This is a genomic window from Massilia sp. P1_C10 (assembly GCF_056406475.1).
The window spans coordinates 772658-788760 of record NZ_JBFUAC010000001.1 but is presented as its reverse complement, the minus strand read 5'-3'; the positions used below and the strand labels follow the sequence as shown (position 1 = coordinate 788760).

The 16103-nt window shown below is 65.6% G+C and carries 19 protein-coding genes and 1 riboswitch; of the genes, 9 read left to right on the top strand and 10 right to left on the bottom strand.

The features are described from left to right. Nucleotides 1-32: 32 nt before the first annotated feature. Entirely contained in the window at nucleotides 33-1970 is a 1938-nt protein-coding gene (locus tag AC1D02_RS03710) for a S9 family peptidase (protein ID WP_477313795.1), read from the bottom strand. 103 nt (nucleotides 1971-2073) lie between these two features. On the opposite strand from AC1D02_RS03710, the gene AC1D02_RS03705 reads away from it, so the two are divergent. Next, a complete protein-coding gene (locus tag AC1D02_RS03705) occupies nucleotides 2074-2559 on the top strand; it encodes an N-acetyltransferase family protein (protein WP_477313793.1) in 486 nt (161 codons plus the stop codon). 5 nt (nucleotides 2560-2564) lie between these two features. On the opposite strand, the gene AC1D02_RS03700 is transcribed toward AC1D02_RS03705, so the two are convergent. The 9 genes from AC1D02_RS03700 to glyA form a co-directional block, all read right to left on the bottom strand. Further along, the gene (locus tag AC1D02_RS03700) at nucleotides 2565-3182 is read right to left on the bottom strand and encodes a riboflavin synthase (protein ID WP_477313791.1); all 618 of its coding nucleotides are present in this window, start codon (nucleotides 3180-3182) and stop codon (nucleotides 2565-2567) included. An 11-nt stretch (nucleotides 3183-3193) separates the two neighbouring features. Continuing rightward, nucleotides 3194-4264 carry a bifunctional diaminohydroxyphosphoribosylaminopyrimidine deaminase/5-amino-6-(5-phosphoribosylamino)uracil reductase RibD gene (ribD, locus tag AC1D02_RS03695; protein ID WP_477314007.1) on the bottom strand — a complete coding sequence of 357 codons (1071 nt, stop codon included), beginning with the start codon at nucleotides 4262-4264 and terminating at the stop codon, nucleotides 3194-3196. 50 nt (nucleotides 4265-4314) lie between these two features. After that, nucleotides 4315-4860: a GspH/FimT family pseudopilin gene (locus AC1D02_RS03690; protein ID WP_477313789.1), complete on the bottom strand. Its 546-nt coding sequence runs from the start codon at nucleotides 4858-4860 to the stop codon at nucleotides 4315-4317. Continuing rightward, nucleotides 4857-5306, bottom strand: a complete 450-nt coding sequence (locus AC1D02_RS03685; protein WP_477313787.1) for a type IV pilin protein — start codon at nucleotides 5304-5306, stop codon at nucleotides 4857-4859. Before AC1D02_RS03685 ends, AC1D02_RS03690 begins: the two co-directional genes overlap by 4 nt. Before the next feature lie 19 nt (nucleotides 5307-5325). Beyond that, complete coding sequence (locus AC1D02_RS03680) at nucleotides 5326-5907, bottom strand: pilus assembly PilX family protein (RefSeq protein WP_477313785.1); 582 nt, start codon at nucleotides 5905-5907, stop codon at nucleotides 5326-5328. Beyond that, nucleotides 5904-6764 carry a PilW family protein gene (locus AC1D02_RS03675; RefSeq protein ID WP_477313783.1) on the bottom strand — a complete coding sequence of 287 codons (861 nt, stop codon included), beginning with the start codon at nucleotides 6762-6764 and terminating at the stop codon, nucleotides 5904-5906. Before AC1D02_RS03675 ends, AC1D02_RS03680 begins: the two co-directional genes overlap by 4 nt. After that, nucleotides 6761-7276, bottom strand: a complete 516-nt coding sequence (pilV, locus tag AC1D02_RS03670) for a type IV pilus modification protein PilV (protein WP_477313781.1) — start codon at nucleotides 7274-7276, stop codon at nucleotides 6761-6763. Before pilV ends, AC1D02_RS03675 begins: the two co-directional genes overlap by 4 nt. 260 nt (nucleotides 7277-7536) lie before the next feature. Beyond that, complete coding sequence (gene nrdR, locus AC1D02_RS03665) at nucleotides 7537-7998, bottom strand: transcriptional regulator NrdR (protein WP_477313779.1); 462 nt, start codon at nucleotides 7996-7998, stop codon at nucleotides 7537-7539. An 84-nt stretch (nucleotides 7999-8082) separates the two neighbouring features. Next, complete coding sequence (glyA, locus tag AC1D02_RS03660) at nucleotides 8083-9330, bottom strand: serine hydroxymethyltransferase (RefSeq protein WP_477313777.1); 1248 nt, start codon at nucleotides 9328-9330, stop codon at nucleotides 8083-8085. Between the two features lie 100 nt (nucleotides 9331-9430). Further along, nucleotides 9431-9540, bottom strand: a riboswitch (ZMP/ZTP riboswitch). A gap of 127 nt (nucleotides 9541-9667) precedes the next feature. Here glyA and AC1D02_RS03655 point away from each other — a divergent pair. The 8 genes from AC1D02_RS03655 (at nucleotide 9668) to ybgF (ending at nucleotide 16058) form a co-directional block, all read left to right on the top strand. Continuing rightward, on the top strand, nucleotides 9668-10414 hold the full coding sequence (locus AC1D02_RS03655) for an SDR family NAD(P)-dependent oxidoreductase (RefSeq protein ID WP_477313775.1): 747 nt from the start codon (nucleotides 9668-9670) through the stop codon (nucleotides 10412-10414). A 429-nt stretch (nucleotides 10415-10843) separates the two neighbouring features. Beyond that, entirely contained in the window at nucleotides 10844-11248 is a 405-nt protein-coding gene (gene ybgC, locus AC1D02_RS03650) for a tol-pal system-associated acyl-CoA thioesterase (RefSeq protein WP_477313773.1), read from the top strand. A 35-nt stretch (nucleotides 11249-11283) separates the two neighbouring features. Then, nucleotides 11284-11970: a protein TolQ gene (tolQ, locus tag AC1D02_RS03645; protein ID WP_477313771.1), complete on the top strand. Its 687-nt coding sequence runs from the start codon at nucleotides 11284-11286 to the stop codon at nucleotides 11968-11970. Nucleotides 11971-12002: 32 nt separating this feature from the next. Then, entirely contained in the window at nucleotides 12003-12416 is a 414-nt protein-coding gene (locus AC1D02_RS03640) for a biopolymer transporter ExbD (RefSeq protein ID WP_477314005.1), read from the top strand. Nucleotides 12417-12418: 2 nt separating this feature from the next. Continuing rightward, a complete protein-coding gene (tolA, locus tag AC1D02_RS03635) occupies nucleotides 12419-13357 on the top strand; it encodes a cell envelope integrity protein TolA (protein ID WP_477313769.1) in 939 nt (312 codons plus the stop codon). A 37-nt stretch (nucleotides 13358-13394) separates the two neighbouring features. Then, a complete protein-coding gene (tolB, locus tag AC1D02_RS03630; protein ID WP_477313767.1) occupies nucleotides 13395-14651 on the top strand; it encodes a Tol-Pal system beta propeller repeat protein TolB in 1257 nt (418 codons plus the stop codon). A gap of 37 nt (nucleotides 14652-14688) precedes the next feature. Further along, nucleotides 14689-15210, top strand: a complete 522-nt coding sequence (gene pal, locus AC1D02_RS03625) for a peptidoglycan-associated lipoprotein Pal (protein ID WP_477313765.1) — start codon at nucleotides 14689-14691, stop codon at nucleotides 15208-15210. Nucleotides 15211-15296: 86 nt separating this feature from the next. Continuing rightward, entirely contained in the window at nucleotides 15297-16058 is a 762-nt protein-coding gene (gene ybgF, locus AC1D02_RS03620; RefSeq protein WP_477313763.1) for a tol-pal system protein YbgF, read from the top strand. Nucleotides 16059-16103 lie beyond the last annotated feature (45 nt).

Genomic DNA, 16103 nt, shown 5'->3' with positions numbered 1-16103 from the left:
GGGCTGGTCCTGCGGACCTGCCCCCAGCGTCGTTACTTCAGGTAGCGGTCGAACCACGCCAGCGTACGCGCGCGCTGATCGCGCTGATGCTCCGGCTTGCGAATCGAGTGTCCTTCACCGTCGTAGATCACCAGCGACGTCGGCACGCCCATCGCCTTCAACCCGTGCCAGAACTCGGTCGACTGCGCCGGCGGACACTCCACGTCGCGCTCGCCCACATAGATCAGCGTCGGCGTCTTGGCCGCCTTGATCGATTCGATCGGCGAAGCCTTTCGGTAGATCGCCGGATCGTCATACGCCGATGCGCCGAAGAACGGAATCATCCACTGGTCGATGCCGTTCTGGCCGTAATAGCTGATCCAGTTCGCGATTCCCGCGCCGGCCACCGCCGCCTTGAAGCGCGTGCTGTGCGTCACGCCCCACATCGTCATGAAGCCGCCGTACGAATGGCCCATCAGGCCGAGGCGCTGGCCGTCGACCGGCGCGACCTTGATGGCCGCATCGACGCCGGCCAGGATGTCGCGCCAGTCGCCGCCGCCGAAGTCGCGCTTGTTGGCGCCGCTGAAGGCCGTACCCTGGCCGAAGCTGCCGCGCGGGTTCGGCATGAACACAAAATAGCCCTTGTTGGTCAGCTCGCGCAGCAGCGCGTTGCCGCCCTCGCCCTCCGACACGAAGCGCGGCCCCGCGGCGGAGGCCGGACCGCCGTGCACCATCACGATCATCGGATACTTCTTGCCCGCTTCGATCTTCAACGGCTGCACCAGCCAGCCCTGGACATTGAATTTGTCGTTGATCCAGCTGATGCTGCGCGCCGACACCTGCGGCGCGTGGCCCTCGTTGTCGTGCGTGATGGGCGCCAGGTTCGGCAGGCGGCCGGCGACGATGCGCGCCGCGTGCTGGAAGTCTTCATGGACCGAAGCCGCCACCGCGCCGTCGGCGCTGAAGGCGAAGCGGCCGTCTCGCGAGCCCGAGGCCGACACCGGCGCCGACCACAGCGTGCGCTGGGTGCGGGCGGCCGGATCGATCGTCACGATCGCCTGGTCGCTGCCGACCAGCGCCGACGCCACGATCTGCCTGCCCTGCCACGACAGTCCGTTGAACGAGCCCTTGTAGCCTGGCGTCGCGTTGACCGGTGCGCCGCCCGCGGCCGGCACCACGAACACGTCGCCGCCGACCGAGCCGAAGTCGCTCATCAAGCCGCCGATGAAAGCGACCGACTTGCCATCGCTCGACATGCGCGGCATGTTCATCTGCATCTTCGGCGCCGCCAGGATGCGCAGCGAGCCGGTCGCCGCGTCGACATGGCCGAGCGTCGCCACCCACCAGTTGTTGTCGCCGTTGCCCTTGGCGCTGATGACGACGAAGCCCTTGCCGTCCGGCGTCCAGTCGTATTCGTAGATGAAGGTGTCGCTTGGGGACACCAGCTTGATCTCGCCGCCGCTGCGCGCCACGACGGCGATGCGCTGCTCGTCTTCCTCGGCGCCTATTTCACCCACCAGCGCGGCGCCGGCCTCGGTTGCACCGGTCATCTTTTTCGCGCCGACGGTGGCCAGCAGCGCCAGCCGCGCGCCGTCCGGCGACCAGCGCGCCGTGTTGGCGACGCCCTTGATGGTGGTAAGCGCCGTGATCTTGCCTTCGTCGGCGACGTACAGCGTCGCGGTGCCGGCCTTGCGGTCGGATCCGATGAAGGACAACGCGTTGCGGTCAGGCGACCAGGAAGGAAAATCGTAAGTACAGGTCGTGCACGGGTCGAAGGTCGCGACGACCTTGCCGGAGGCGGCGTCGCGCACGTTGATGACGCCGTGAGGGCGCGCTGCACCCTCGCCCACTTCGATCGACTCGATCGCCGCCACGCGGTCGCCGGCGCCGCTGATCGCCAGCGCGCGGTATGCATGCATCCCCTGCGCCGCGGCGGCGCCGGACAAGGCGCCCAGCATCACGATCAGCACACCCGATTTCAATTTCGTCATTCCGCATCCCGTTTTCAAAAAGGTGAAGCCGGGAGTCTACGCCAAAACAGATGAGAATTGCAGCATGCTATGCTGACAATCAACTCACTGAAAGGACCGATTCTTGATCATTCGACCGACCACGGAAGAAGACTGGACCGCGCTGAAAGCCATGCGCCTGGCTGCGCTGCGCGACGCGCCCACCGCGTTCGGCGTCGATTACGCGACGGCGGCGGCGAACAGCGACGATCAATGGCGCAATCGGGCGGCCGGCCGCGGGCCCGCCCGATTTTTCATGGCGTTCGAAGACGATGAAGCGGTGGGACTGATCGCCGGCGTGGCGGATCAAGCCGGTGAAACCGAATTGATCGCCATGTGGGTGCGGCCCGAAAGCCGCGGCCTTGGTGTCGCCGACCGGCTGGTGGACGCGGTGAAGGAGCTTGCCGTGGCCAGCGGGCACGCGCGCGTTTTGCTCGACGTAGCGGCCGAAAATGCGCGCGCAGCAGGCTTCTATCGCAAGCAGGGCTTCGCGTTCCTGCCCGAATGGGCGCCACTGGCCAGCCATCCCGGCATCACGGTGCAGAAGATGGAATGGCGTGCAAATACCTGAGGAATTTACGTGGCCGTCAATGACAGCATGCGCTCGACATAGCGCGCAATCAGGTCGATCTCGAGATTGACCTTGCTGCCGGCGCGCAGGTGCTTGAGCGTGGTGACCGCGATCGTGTGGGGAATCAGGTTGATCGAGAAGCGGCACACATCGCCGATGTCCTCGACCCGGTTGACCGTCAGCGATACGCCGTTGACGACCACCGAGCCCTTGAATGCCAGGAACTTGGCCAGCTCGCGCGGCGCGTCGATCACCAGCTCGCACGACTCGCCGATCGGCTCGAAGCGCTGCACGGTGCCCAGTCCGTCGACGTGGCCCGAAACCAGGTGCCCGCCCAAGCGCTCGGCTAGCGTCAGCGCCTTTTCCAGGTTCACTTCACCGACCGCATCCAGCCCCGCCGTGCAGTTCAGGCTTTCGCGCGACACGTCCACGCTGAACGAAGTGGCGGTCTTGTCGACCACCGTCATACAGGCGCCGTTGATCGAGATCGAGTCGCCCAGGCCGACGTCTGCCAGCGGCAAGCCGCCCGCATCGATATCGAGGCGCACGCCCGCATCCAGTCCGCCCGGCTGCGGCGCGACCGAATTGATTTTTCCGACTGCGGCGACAATTCCAGTAAACATAAAGAGGCTTCCTAATTCTTGAGGATTCTTGCAAGGATACGCAAGTCGTCGCCGACTTGCTGGACATGGTGGAAAGCGAGGCGCTCGCGCTGCTCCAGCGAGTCGTACGGCCCGAGCGCGAACATGCCCTGCGCTTCGCCGAGCAGGCTGGGCGCAAGGTACACCAGCAGTTCGTCGACGCAGCCTTCGCGCACCAGCGAGCCATTCAGCTTCGAACCGGCTTCCACATGCACTTCGTTGATCTCGCGCCGGCCCAGTTCGCGCATCAGCGCCGGCAGGTCGACCTTGCCCGACGCATTCGGCAGGAGAATGACGTCGTGCCCTGCTTCGCGCAGTGCCGCTTCCTTGACCGGGTTGGTGGACGCGCCGACGATCCAGCATGGCGCGCCGGCAAGCGCGCGCGCATCGAGCGCGATTTCCAGTTTGCTGTCGACGATCACCCGGCGCGGCTGGCGCGTTGCTTCGATGCCGCGCACCGTCAGTTGCGGGTCGTCGGCCTTGACGGTGCCGATGCCGGTCAGGATGGCGCAGGCGCGCGCGCGCCAGGCGTGGCCGTCGGCGCGCGCGTCGGGCCCGGTGATCCACTGGCTGGCGCCGTTGTTCAGCGCCGTCATGCCGTCCAGGCTCGCCGCGACCTTCAGCCGCACCCACGGCAGGCCGCGCCGCATGCGCGAGAAAAAGCCGATGTTCATTTCGTGGGCCGCGTCTTCCAGCACGCCCGATGCGGTGGCGATGCCGTTGGCGGCCAGCTTGGCCATGCCCTGCCCCGCGACCAGTGGATTCGGGTCTTCGATCGCGGCGACGACTCGCCCGAGCCCCGCGCGCACCAGCGCATCGGAACATGGCGGCGTGCGGCCGTGGTGATTGCAGGGTTCGAGCGTGACGAAGGCGGTGGCGCCGCGCACGTCGTTGCCGCGCGCCTCGGCGTCGCGCAGCGCCATGATCTCGGCGTGCGCCTGGCCGGCGGGCTGGGTGTGGCCGGCGCCGATGACCTGGCCGCCGCGCACGATCACGCAGCCCACGCGCGGGTTCGGCGCGGTGCTGGTCATGCCTTTGGCCGCCCATTCGAGCGCCAGGGTCATGCCATCGATGTCGTTCAGTATTTGCACGGTGTTCCAGTCTGGGTTGTCGATCACGGATCGTCGCCGGCGCAGCTGGCGCCGTCCCGCGCCGGATTGCACACGCGGGCGCGCCCCAGCATGTTGATCCTGATGCGCCGCACCTGCCCGCCGTGGACCAGCGACAGCGTGCCCCAGCGCGCGGCCTGGCTGCTGGTGTCGGAGCAGCTGCGACCCGCACTATTATAAGCAAGATACGGCGCTCCCGCCTGGCTGGTGAAGCTCATGCCGATCTCGATGCCGGCCGCCAGCGGCCCGTGACGCGAGATCACCTCCTCGCCGGCGCCTGGCCGGCGGTTGCCATCCCGGTCGATGAACACGATCCAGCCACCGCGCCAACCCTGGCCGATATCGGCGGGCGCCAGTGTCACTTTGCGGCCGCGCGCGATCGCGTGCATGCGCGCCAGGCCGATCGCCGCGAACAAGTCGTTGGCGGCTGCCTTGATCTGCATCGAATGGGCCAGGTGGCGCAAGCCGGGCAAGGCCATGCCGCTCAACACGGCGCCAATCGCCAGCACCACCAGCAGTTCGAGCAGCGTCGCGCCTGGCTGGCGCTTCATGGCCAGCAGCGCTCCATCGGCCCGGACGCGCCCCGCTCGCCGGCGCTGTTGAGGGTGAGGGTTTCGCAATCGGCGTCGCGGAACCTGGCGTCGACCTTGTCGGTGCCGGGCGTCGCGCGCACTTCGACGCACTGGGTCAGCTCCTGGCCGGCGCAGGGATAAGCGCGCAGTTCGTAGGCGCTGCGCGCGGCTGCGGCTCCCGACCACCATTTGAAGCGCTTCTCCTCCTCGTCGGTGGAGGCCGAGGAGAACGCGATGTAGGTATTGTGCGCGGAGTAGAAGCGTTCCTGCTGCTGCAGCGCTTCGATCAGCGCGATCTGGCCTTCGATCCGGCGCGACTTGGTGATGTAGCCGGCGTACGCCGGGTACGCGATCACCGCCAGCACCGCCATGATCGCCAGTACGATCAACACGTCGATCATGGTAAATCCGCTCGTCCGCTTCATTGTTATCTCCCCTTTTGAGTTATGTGGCGGCATCGTGCAGCTCCTGCCAGTTGGCGATTTCGCGCCAGCTGACGCGCAGGTGCGCGGCGCCTCTCTTGCGATGGATCGATTGCAGAACCACTTGGCTGTTCGAGCTAACGCCGAATCCGATCGCCGTGATGCGGTAGAGGTGGCCGGCGACCGGATCCGACGTAATCAGCTCGATGATGTAGCGCGGCGCGCGGCCCGGCAGCGTGGCGCCGGTGAAGGCGCCGTACGGCGTGCTCACCGCAGGGTCGGCCAGGTCGGCGGATTGCCATGCCGGCGTTGCGTCCGCGGGCATGAACATGCACAGGCCGGCCTGGCCGCAGCCTTGGGTGAATGCCGATGCCTGACCTTCCGCAAACAGCGCCGCGCGGGCGCCGTCCGCGATATCGCGCTCGGCATCGGCCAGCCCCGCTTCCGCCGACTGGAACGCAAGATGGCGATCGCGCTCGTTGCGCGCGGTCTTTTCGGCGTTCAGCGCAGTCTGCGCTGCCGAAGCGCCGATCAGCATCACCGCAGCCGTCGCGAACAACGCGGTCAGCAAGGCGGCGCCGGACTGGAATCGGCTGAGGGTCATGGCCGCGTATGCAAGCTGATGGTGGTTGCGAACAGCTTGCGCTGACGCCGGCGCAACTCCTCGGGCATCCGCGCCTCGTCGAGGCGCACACCCGTGTCGGCAAGGGTAAATCCGTCGCTGTAGGCCCTGCCGAACAAGTCGTGGACTTTCGGCTGCGCCTGCGCCGCCTGCGCGCCGTGCAGCAGCAGCGCCACGCGGATCGCGGCAACGCGCTTCCACGAATTCGCGCCGCGCGCATCAAGCACGCTGGCGCTGACGTATTCGTTGGCGACGCCGTCGGGCGGATCGTCGGTGTCGACGCCGTACAGCACCTGGAATGCGTCGACGCCGGCGACGATCGCGTCGGCGCCCCAGCTGCCCGAACCGCCCGAACCGCGATACTTGCAGCGCAATTCGGCCTCGCCGCGGCCGTTGCGGGCGACGTAGAAGATGCTCCAGCCGTCATCCGTCTCGCCCACGCCGAAGCCGGCGCAATTGACTGCGCTGCCGTCGCCGCCGGCAGCGGCGCCGGAACCGGGAAAGCGCACGGCCAGCACGTCGCTGCCGTTGACCGAGTCCGCGAGCGGGTCGTCGATGCCTGCGCTGGTGCGCGACAGCGAGCGCGCATCGAGTCCGGCCAGGCGCGCCGGTCCCGCGACATCGACCCGGTCCCAGTTGACGAAGGCCGCCTGGCGCGCGGCGCGGGTGATCGACTCGATGGCGAAGCGGCCGGCGTCGTCGAGCGTGGCGGCGTCCATCTGCGCCAGGTAGGCTGCGTTGGCCGACACCAGCATGCCGGCCGCCATCAGCATCGCGGCCATGCCGACGGCCAGCGCGACGAGCAGTTCGGCGAGCGTGGCGCCGCGAGCGCGCTTCATCCGCCCGCTCCGGGAAGGGCGACCGCAACGCGGGGACGGTCGGCGCCGGCGCCGCGCCAGCCGATCTTGATCATCACCGGCGCTGCGGCGGCATCGTCGCAGGCCCAGGTCAATTCGGCGGCGCCGTCGCGGCAGATCACGACGCGGCCGCCGGGATAATGTGCGTGCAGCGCTTGCTTGAACTGGTGGACTTCGGCTTCGGCGAGCTGCAAGGCATCGCACGGCGCACCGGCGTGGCATGGCGGCCCGGATGCGAGCGGCGCGCCGTCGGCCGCCGCGTCGTAGCGGATCAAGTAGGGATTGGCGCCGGCCGCCATCGCGGCGCGGTTGGCGCGCATGCTGTCGGCGAGGCTGCCGGCCAGCTGCACGGCGTCGGAGGCGAGGCTCGACTGGTGGCGCGCGCGCAGCGCGGCGAGCTGCATCGCGGCGGCGCCGAGTGCGCCGATGGCCAGCACGCACAGCGCGACCAGCACTTCGATGAGCGTGAAACCCCTGGCGAACCGCAATCGCATTGTCGACCTCCGCTGCCTGATTTGTTCAAGTTATCAAGGCGAGACTTGGCCAGCCGTGAGATGGCTCAACTGTGCGAGGCAGTGGAAATGGAACTTTGCTGAGATGCGGCGTTCACGCGTGGGGGCGGGCTGCCAGTCTGGAAACCGTCGTTTCTGCCACTGGCAGAAGCGACTACCAGCGAAGGCTGGTACCCATGCTGAACACGCAAAACTAGTTTAAGTCCGCTCAGTATGGGTACCTGCCTTCGCAGGTACGACCCTTAGCTCTTGCGCGGCTGGCCGACTTCGGCGATCGCGTCCTGGAATTCGGCCAGGTCCTCGAAGTTCTTGTACACCGAGGCGAAGCGGATGTAGGCGATCTTGTCGAGCCGCTTGAGCTCCTGCATCACCAGTTCGCCGACGTAGCCGCTGTCGACTTCGCGCCGGCCGCTGGTGAGCAGCTTCTCTTCGATGGTGGCCACCGCGGTGTCGATCGCGTCGGCCGACACCGGCCGCTTGCGCAGCGCCAGCATCAGGCTCGCGCGCAGCTTGGCCGAGGCGAACTCGGTGCGGCTGCCGTTCTTCTTGACGATGATCGGCATCGACAGCTCGATGCGTTCGTAAGTGGTGAAGCGCTTGTCGCACTGCGCGCAGCGGCGCCGGCGCCGCACGGCGTCGCCCTCCTCCGATACGCGGGTGTCGAGGACCTGGGTTTCATCGTGCTGGCAGAACGGACATTTCATGATGGAGCCGGTGCTGGTCGTGCTGCGAATTCGAAGGGGCCGCCGCCAACAACGCGCGCGGCCCCGAAAGTACTGCTGTCCTGCTTACGCCGCGTAGACCGGGTACTTGTCGGTCAGCTTCTTGACTTCGGCTTTGACGCGCTCGATGACCGCTTCGTCGGTCGGGTTATCCAGCACGTCGGCGATCAGGTTGCCGACCAGCGTCGCGTCTTCTTCCTTGAAGCCGCGCGTGGTGAACGCCGGGCTGCCCAGGCGGATGCCCGAGGTGACGAACGGCTTCTGCGGGTCGTTCGGGATGCCGTTCTTGTTGCAGGTCATGTGGGCGCGGCCGAGGATCGCTTCGGCTTCCTTGCCGGTCAGGTTCTTCGAACGCAGGTCCACCAGCATCACGTGCGACTCGGTCCGGCCCGACACGATGCGCAGGCCGCGCGCGATCAGCGCCTTGGCCAGCGCGTCGGCGTTCTTGACGACCTGCGACTGGTACTCCTTGAATGACGGATCCAGCGCTTCCTTGAACGCGACCGCCTTGCCGGCGATGACGTGCATCAGCGGGCCGCCCTGGATGCCAGGGAAGATCGCCGAGTTGATCTGCTTCTCGAATTCGGCCTTCATCAGGATGATGCCGCCGCGCGGGCCGCGCAGCGACTTGTGCGTGGTCGAAGTGACGAAGTCGGCGTGCGGCACCGGGTTCGGGTACAGGCCGGCGGCGATCAGGCCGGCGTAGTGCGCCATGTCGACCATGAAGTAGGCGCCGACCGCTTTGGCGACCTTGGCGAAGCGCTCGAAATCGATCTTCAGCGAGAAGGCCGAAGCGCCGGCGATGATCATCTTCGGCTTGTGCTCGTGCGCCAGGCGCTCCATCGCGTCGTAGTCGATGTCTTCTTCCGGCGTCAGGCCGTAGGACACGACGTTGAACCATTTGCCCGACATGTTCAGCGCCATGCCGTGGGTCAGGTGGCCGCCTTCGGCCAGCGACATGCCCATGATGGTGTCGCCCGGTTTCAGCATCGCGAAGAACACGCCCTGGTTGGCCTGCGAGCCGGAATTCGGCTGGACGTTGGCCGCTTCGGCGCCGAACAATTCTTTGACGCGGTCGATCGCCAGCTGCTCGGCGATGTCGACGTATTCGCAGCCGCCGTAGTAGCGCTTGCCCGGATAGCCTTCGGCGTACTTGTTGGTCAGCTGCGAACCCTGGGCCTGCATCACGGCCGGCGAGGTGTAGTTCTCCGAGGCGATCAGCTCGATGTGGTCCTGCTGGCGCTTGTTTTCCTGCTGAATCGCGTCCCACAGGTCCGGGTCAACGTTGGCGAGCGTGTGATCTTTTGCAAACATGAAAAACTCCAATCGGGTATCGGTGCAAGCACCTGGCAGTATGGAACGAATGAGGGAGAACGGAATAACCGAAGAGGCAGCCTCATCGCGCGCTTCCATCGGTGGCTGCCCAGGCGAACGGCTAATGAAATCTCACGTTCCCCGGTGGAAGCCCACCTTTTGCCGAACGGCCTGGGAGGCCGCGGCGTTTCGCCAGTCACGTGAGACGTAATGGAGCACAAATTGTAAGTTAAACCCCAAGATTGGGCAAGGAAGGTGCTGACAAACAATCATCGCCGTCCTCGAATCTGGCCATTTCGGCTACAATTTACGACGTTCCTCTTTTCGGGCCTTCACCATGATCGTATTTATCACCGGCGCATCTTCGGGCTTCGGCGCCGAAATGGCGCGCACCTTCGTCGCCAACGGGCACCAGGTCGTCCTCAGCGGGCGTCGCAAGGATCGCCTCGACGCGCTCGCGGCCGAGCTGGGCAACCTGGCGCTGCCGCTGGTGATGGACGTGACCGACAAGGCCTCGATCCAGGAAGCGCTGTCGCTGATGCCGCAGTCGTGGCGCCAGATCGACGTGCTGATCAACAATGCCGGGCTGGCGCTGGGCACGCAGGGCGCGCACGAAGCGTCGCTGGCGGACTGGGAAACCATGATCGCCACCAACTGCACCGGGCTGGTGACGATGACGCGCGCGCTGCTGCCGTCGATGGTCGAGCGCGGAAGCGGGCTGATCATCAATCTGGGATCGGTGGCCGGCGCCACGCCCTACCCGGGCGGCAACGTGTACGGCGCGACCAAGGCCTTCGTCGACCAGTTCACGCTGAACCTGCGGGCCGACCTGGTGGGCACCGGCGTGCGCGCGACCAACATCGCGCCGGGCCTGTGCGGCGGCACCGAATTCTCCAACGTGCGCTACAAGGGCGACGACGCGGCCGCGGCCAAGGTGTACGAAGGCACCCAGCCGCTGACGGCGCAGGACATCGCCGCGACCGCGTTCTGGATCGCCACCTTGCCCGCGCACATCAACATCAACATCATCGAGATGATGCCGACCTGCCAGGGCTACGGCCCGCTGGCGATCAAGCGGGTCTGACCCGCTTGTTATTCGGCCATCTCCACCATCGCGCGAATATAACGCGGGTCAGACCCGAACGATATTTAGGGCATTCGGCCAACGTGCGAATATTAACGCGGGTCAGACCCGAATGATATTTGGGGGGCCTCGCAAATGCGCGAATATAACGCGGGTCAGAGCAGAATGATGTTTGGACTCGGCGGCGAAAGAGCAAAGGTTCGGCGGTCTGTTCCTTCGGCGAAAATAGATTTGTACCAATGTAACGAAAGATGTTAACCTGTTAGGAATTGTTTCAGCCCTTGGCGCATCTGTAGGCATAACGTCTACTACGGACGCGAATCCGCCCTAACCTTGCGGATCGCACCCGATCGCTCATATGTGCGCTGGCGTACTTAAAGCCCGCCAAATCGGGTAGAATATTTCCCAATATCATTTATGGCAACAGCAATGCCCTCAGTCTTCACCTGGACAGTTCGTGTGTACTACGAGGATACCGACGCCGGCGGCATTGTCTTCTATGCCAATTACCTCAAGTTTTTCGAGCGCGCCCGCACCGAGTGGCTGCGCGCCCTCGACGTCAGCCAGCAGCAGATGGCCGACGAGCACGACGCCATTTTCGTCGTCAAGTCCGCCAGCGTCGACTATCACGCGCCGGCCCGGCTCGATGATGTAATAACATTGACCCTGTCGATCGAGAAGCTCGGCCGGGCTTCGGTCCATTTTGTCCAGCACGCCTCCTGCGGCGACGCCCTGCTCGCCAGTGCCCGCGTCAAGGTCGCTTGCGTCAATCGCGCCGGCATCAAGCCGCGTCCCCTGCCCGACCCGGTCGCCGCCCGGATGCGCTCCGCCTGACTCATCACTCATTCAAAGAAAAACCTAGCCGCCCAATGAACGCAGCCCAAGACCTTTCCTTCATCGCCCTGATCGCCAATGCGCACCTGATCGTCAAGCTGATCATGCTGCTGCTGGTGGGCATCTCCCTGACCAGCTGGACCTATATCTTCCGCAAGATGTTCGCAATCCGCGCCGCGCGCCGCCAGACCGAGCTGTTCGAGCGCAGCTTCTGGGCCGGCGGCAACCTGCACACCCTGCACCAGAGCGCCAGCAGCCAGCGCGACCAGAGCGGCGCCCTGGCGCGCATCTTCGAATCCGGCATGGGCGAATTCATCAAGGGCAAGCAGGCCGCAACCAAGGAAATGCTCGACATGGGCGCCGTGCTCGACAGCTCGCGCCGCGCCATGCGCGCCGCCTTCCAGCGCGAACTCGACGCCCTCGACATCCACCTGAACTTCCTCGCCTCGGTCGGCTCGGTGTCGCCCTACATCGGCCTGCTCGGCACCGTGTGGGGCATCATGAACGCCTTCCGCGGCCTGGCCAACGTGCAGCAGGCGACGCTGGCCGCCGTCGCGCCGGGCATCGCCGAAGCGCTGATCGCCACCGCGATCGGCCTGTTCGCCGCGATTCCCGCCGTGGTCGCGTACAACCGCTTCACCCACGACATCGACCGCCTGGCGATTCGCTTCGAAAGCTTCGTCGAGGAATTCTCGAACATCCTGCAGCGCCAGTCGCGCTGATCGGAGGACGCATGGCATCCCTATCGAGCAGCATGCGCGGCGGCCGCGCCCGCAAGTTCAAGTCCGACATCAACGTCGTGCCCTACATCGACGTGATGCTGGTGCTGCTGATTATTTTCATGGTGATCCCGCCGGCCAACAGCCCGAGCGTGATCAACCTGCCGAGCGCGGAGAAGTCGGCGCTGCCGCCGGACGACTACATCCAGGTGGTGCTCAAGCCGAATGCGACCCTGTCGATCGGCGTCAACGGCAAAAACAGCACGCCGGCCAAGGACATGCCTGACCGCACCGCCGTGATGCGCGCGCTGCGCACCCTGCACGCCGAGCATCCCGAATACCCGGTGATGATCGCCGGCGACAAGGACAGCAAGTACGACGACGTGATCCAGCTGATTTCCGAAGCGAAGAAGATGGGGATCAACCGGGTGGGGCTGGCGACCAAGTGAGCATGAAGCCTGTAACCGCCGGCGCGCCCTACACCGTGCCGCCCGAACCGAAACGCTGGCCGGCGATCGCGCTGGCCGCGGCGATGCACGCCGGCCTGCTGGCGTTCCTGTTCATCGGCGTGAACTGGCAGAACACCGAGCCGGTCGCGGTCGAGGCCGAGGTGTGGGACATGAAGACGCAGTCGGCCGCGCCGCCGCCACCGCCGCCGCAGGAAACGGTCGAACCGGAGCCGGCCCCGCCGCCCGAGCCGGCGCAGAAAGTCGTCGAGCCGCCGCCGGTGGAGCAGCCGGTCGCGCCGAAGCCGCCCGACATCGCGCTGGAAAAGCGCAAGGCCGAAAAACGCCGGCTCGAAGAGCAGCGCCTGGAAGAACAGCGGCAGGAAGAAAAGCGCCTCGCCAAGGAAGAAAAAGAGCGCAAGAAGGCCGAGAAGCTGGCCGAGAAAAAGGCCCAGGAAGCGGCCGAGAAGAAGGCGCAGGAGCTGGCCGACAAGAAGAACGAAGAGAAAAAGCTGGCCGAGAAGGTCAAGGCCGACAAGCTGGCCAAGTCGAAGCTGGCGGCCGCCGAGCAGGCCAAGCTGGACAAGCTGAAGGCCGACGAAATGAAGCGCATCACCGGCTCCGGCATGGTGGGCGACGCCGCCAAGTCGAGCGCGCCGCGCATCGACAGCGGCTACCTGGCGGCCATCCGCGGCAAGGTCAAGAGCACCACCTCGTACGCCGGCGACACCGACGTCGCGGGCAACCCGACGGCGGAATTCAGGATCGAGCAGCTGCCGACCGGCGAGATCATTTCGGCGCGCCTGGTCAAGAGCAGCGGCATCGCTTCGTTCGACGATGCGGTCGAGAAGGGTATTGTTAAAGCGTCACCACTGCCAAAGAAGAAAGATGGTACCGTTGAGCGAACACTTGTGATCGCTTTCAAGATGAAGGATTTGAATTGATATCGCATTCCGTCACCAACCAGGACCGAACCGACCTATGAAAAAAAACCTCTCCATCCTGCTGTATTCGGCCGTGCTGGCCGCCTCCTCCGCCAGCGCGCAGGTGCGCGTCGAGATTGCCGGCGTCGCCAGCAATCAGATTCCTGTGGCCGTCGCCACCTTCGCCGACGAATCGATCGCGCCCGCGCAGATGTCGGCGATCATCCGCGCCGACCTTGAGCGCAGCGGCGTGTTCAAGGTGATCGACACCGGCAGCGTGCTGTCGGAAACCGCGCCGGTCGACTACGGCCAGTGGAAGTCGCGCGGCGCCGACGCGCTGGTGGTGGGCAGCGTGCACGCCAACGCCAACGGCAGCTTCGAGGTGCGCTACAAACTGTTCGACACGATCAAGTCGGCGCAGCTGTCGACGCTGTCGCCGGTGGTGCCGGCCGAAGGCGCGCGGCGCGCGGCGCACCGCATCGCCGACGACGTCTACGAAAAGCTGACCGGCACGCGCGGCGCCTTCAACACGCGCTTTGCCTACGTGACCAAGGCCAGCAACGAATACCGCCTCGAAGTGGCCGACGCCGACGGCGAAGACCGCAAGGTCGCCGCGCACGGCAAGGAGCCGATCATCTCGCCGTCCTGGTCGCCCGACGGCAGCAAGGTCGCCTACGTCTCGTTCGAGCAGCGCAAGCCGGTGGTCTATGTGCAGGACCTGGTCTCCGGCACGCGCCGCGTGGTGTCGAACGAAAAAGGCAGCAATTCGGCTCCCGCCTGGTCGCCTGACGGCTCGCGCCTGGCGGTGACCTTGTCGCGCGACGGCCACTCGCAGGTGTACGGCGTGAACGCCGACGGCAGCGGCATGCGGCGCCTGTCGAACAGCAACGGCATCGACACCGAGCCGCAGTTCTCGGCCGACGGCCAGAGCATCTACTTCACCAGCGACCGCAGCGGCGGCCCGCAGATCTACAAGATGAGCGCCAGCGGCGGCGCGGCCACCCGCGTCACCTTCAACGGCAGCTACAACATCAGCCCGCGCCTGTCCTCGGACGGCAAGACGCTGGCCTGGATCTCGCAGCGCAACGGCGCCTTCTCCCTCTACGCGATGGACCTGGCCAGCGGCCAGGAACTGCGGCTGGCCGATGGCGCCAGCGAACCGAGTTTTTCGCCGAACGGCAAGTACATCATGTACGCGACCAAGGGCAGCGGCTCAGGCCTGGCCGTGGTCTCCGTCGATGGACGTGTCAAGCAGCGACTGACGACCCAATCGGGAAATATACGGGAGCCCAACTGGGGCCCGTTCTTGAAGTAAGTAGTAGTCCTTAACTAGTGACCAGGAGAAGAAAATCATGCGCAATTTTAAGAGTTTAGCTTTCATCGTAACGAGCGCCGCCCTGCTCTCAGCTTGCAGCTCGCCAGTCAAACTGAACGAAGCGCCGGTCGTCGAGCGCACCCCTGAACGCGTCGCGCCAATCGCCGACACCAACGCGATCCGCCCAGTGGAGACCGGCACCGCCGATCCGCTGAACGATCCGCAGGGCGTGCTGGCCAAGCGCAGCGTCTACTTCGATTTCGACAGCTACGCCGTGCGCGACGACGGCAAGCCAGTGGTCGAGAACCACTCCGCCTACCTGAACAAGAACAAGTCGCGCAAAATCCTGATCCAGGGGAACACCGACGAGCGCGGCGGCACCGAATACAACCTGGCGCTGGGCCAGAAGCGCGCTGAAGCCGTGCGCAAGGCAATGAGCTCGATGGGCGTGGCCGAGTCGCAGATGGAAGCGGTCTCGCTGGGCAAAGAGAAGCCGAAGGCAATGGGCAGCAACGAAGCGGCATGGGCTGAAAACCGCCGCGCCGACATCGTCTACTAATCGATTCGCCTGAGCGGGCCGATTGACAAGGGGGCGGCGTGCGGTGCAGACTGCACCCGCCCCGATTTTTTTGAAAGTCACGACCAATGAACTCCATTTCCAAGTCCCGCATTGCCGCCGCCTGTTTCGCGCTGGCCGCCTGGTTCCCGCTGCAGGCCGGCGCCGGCATCCTCGACGACGACGAAGCGCGCAAGGCGATTCTCGATTTGCGCTCGAAGGTCGAGAACCTCTCGCGCGAACTGAATGCGCGGATCGACACCAAGTCCGACAAGAGCGCCGCGCTCGACCTGGTGAACCAGCACGAGCAGACCATGCAGGAAATCGCGCGCCTGCGCGGACAGATCGAAGTGCTGGCCAACGAAGTGGCCAACTCGCAGAAGCGCCAGAAGGACTTCTACGCCGACCTCGATGCGCGCATCGCCAGGCTCGAGCCGCGCAAGGTCAACATCGACGGGCGCGAAGCCGAAGTCGAAGTGAGCGAACTGAAGTCGTACGAAGCGGCGATGGCGCTGTACAAGGCGGGCGATTTCAAGGGCGCCTCGACCTCGCTGGCCGAATTCGTGCGCCGCTTCCCCGACTCGAGCTACGCCTCGAGCGCGCAGTACTCGCTGGGGAACGCCTACTACGCGCAGAACGACTACAAGAACGCGATCGTCGCGCAGGAAGCGCTGGCGGCCAACTACAAGGACAGCCCGCGCGCGCCGGACGCGATGCTGACCATCGCCAGCAGCTACATCGCGCTCAAAGACAAGAAGAACGCCAAAAAGACGCTGCAGCAGGTGGTGGCGAAGTATCCGGGTTCGACCGCCGCAGTGGCCGCGAAGGACCGCCTGGCGACGCTGAAGTAATCGTCACCGCAGAAGCCGGGGTCAGGTCCACTGGACCTGACCCCG

Excerpts from the sequence above, each read along its gene's own strand:
- AC1D02_RS03685 (WP_477313787.1), bottom strand. The coding sequence starts at position 5,306 with ATGAAGCGGACGAGCGGATTTACCATGATCGACGTGTTGATCGTACTG.
- AC1D02_RS03690 (WP_477313789.1), bottom strand. The coding sequence starts at position 4,860 with ATGAAGCGCCAGCCAGGCGCGACGCTGCTCGAACTGCTGGTGGTGCTG.
- AC1D02_RS03640 (WP_477314005.1), top strand. The coding sequence starts at position 12,003 with ATGCGCGGCGGCCGCGCCCGCAAGTTCAAGTCCGACATCAACGTCGTG.
- ybgF (WP_477313763.1), top strand. The coding sequence starts at position 15,297 with ATGAACTCCATTTCCAAGTCCCGCATTGCCGCCGCCTGTTTCGCGCTG.
- AC1D02_RS03700 (WP_477313791.1), bottom strand. The coding sequence starts at position 3,182 with ATGTTTACTGGAATTGTCGCCGCAGTCGGAAAAATCAATTCGGTCGCG.
- ybgC (WP_477313773.1), top strand. The coding sequence starts at position 10,844 with ATGCCCTCAGTCTTCACCTGGACAGTTCGTGTGTACTACGAGGATACC.
- AC1D02_RS03655 (WP_477313775.1), top strand. The coding sequence starts at position 9,668 with ATGATCGTATTTATCACCGGCGCATCTTCGGGCTTCGGCGCCGAAATG.
- tolA (WP_477313769.1), top strand. The coding sequence starts at position 12,419 with ATGAAGCCTGTAACCGCCGGCGCGCCCTACACCGTGCCGCCCGAACCG.
- pilV (WP_477313781.1), bottom strand. The coding sequence starts at position 7,276 with ATGCGATTGCGGTTCGCCAGGGGTTTCACGCTCATCGAAGTGCTGGTC.
- AC1D02_RS03680 (WP_477313785.1), bottom strand. The coding sequence starts at position 5,907 with ATGACCCTCAGCCGATTCCAGTCCGGCGCCGCCTTGCTGACCGCGTTG.
- nrdR (WP_477313779.1), bottom strand. The coding sequence starts at position 7,998 with ATGAAATGTCCGTTCTGCCAGCACGATGAAACCCAGGTCCTCGACACC.
- glyA (WP_477313777.1), bottom strand. The coding sequence starts at position 9,330 with ATGTTTGCAAAAGATCACACGCTCGCCAACGTTGACCCGGACCTGTGG.
- ribD (WP_477314007.1), bottom strand. The coding sequence starts at position 4,264 with ATGACCCTGGCGCTCGAATGGGCGGCCAAAGGCATGACCAGCACCGCG.
- AC1D02_RS03675 (WP_477313783.1), bottom strand. The coding sequence starts at position 6,764 with ATGAAGCGCGCTCGCGGCGCCACGCTCGCCGAACTGCTCGTCGCGCTG.
- tolB (WP_477313767.1), top strand. The coding sequence starts at position 13,395 with ATGAAAAAAAACCTCTCCATCCTGCTGTATTCGGCCGTGCTGGCCGCC.
- AC1D02_RS03710 (WP_477313795.1), bottom strand. The coding sequence starts at position 1,970 with ATGACGAAATTGAAATCGGGTGTGCTGATCGTGATGCTGGGCGCCTTG.
- tolQ (WP_477313771.1), top strand. The coding sequence starts at position 11,284 with ATGAACGCAGCCCAAGACCTTTCCTTCATCGCCCTGATCGCCAATGCG.
- pal (WP_477313765.1), top strand. The coding sequence starts at position 14,689 with ATGCGCAATTTTAAGAGTTTAGCTTTCATCGTAACGAGCGCCGCCCTG.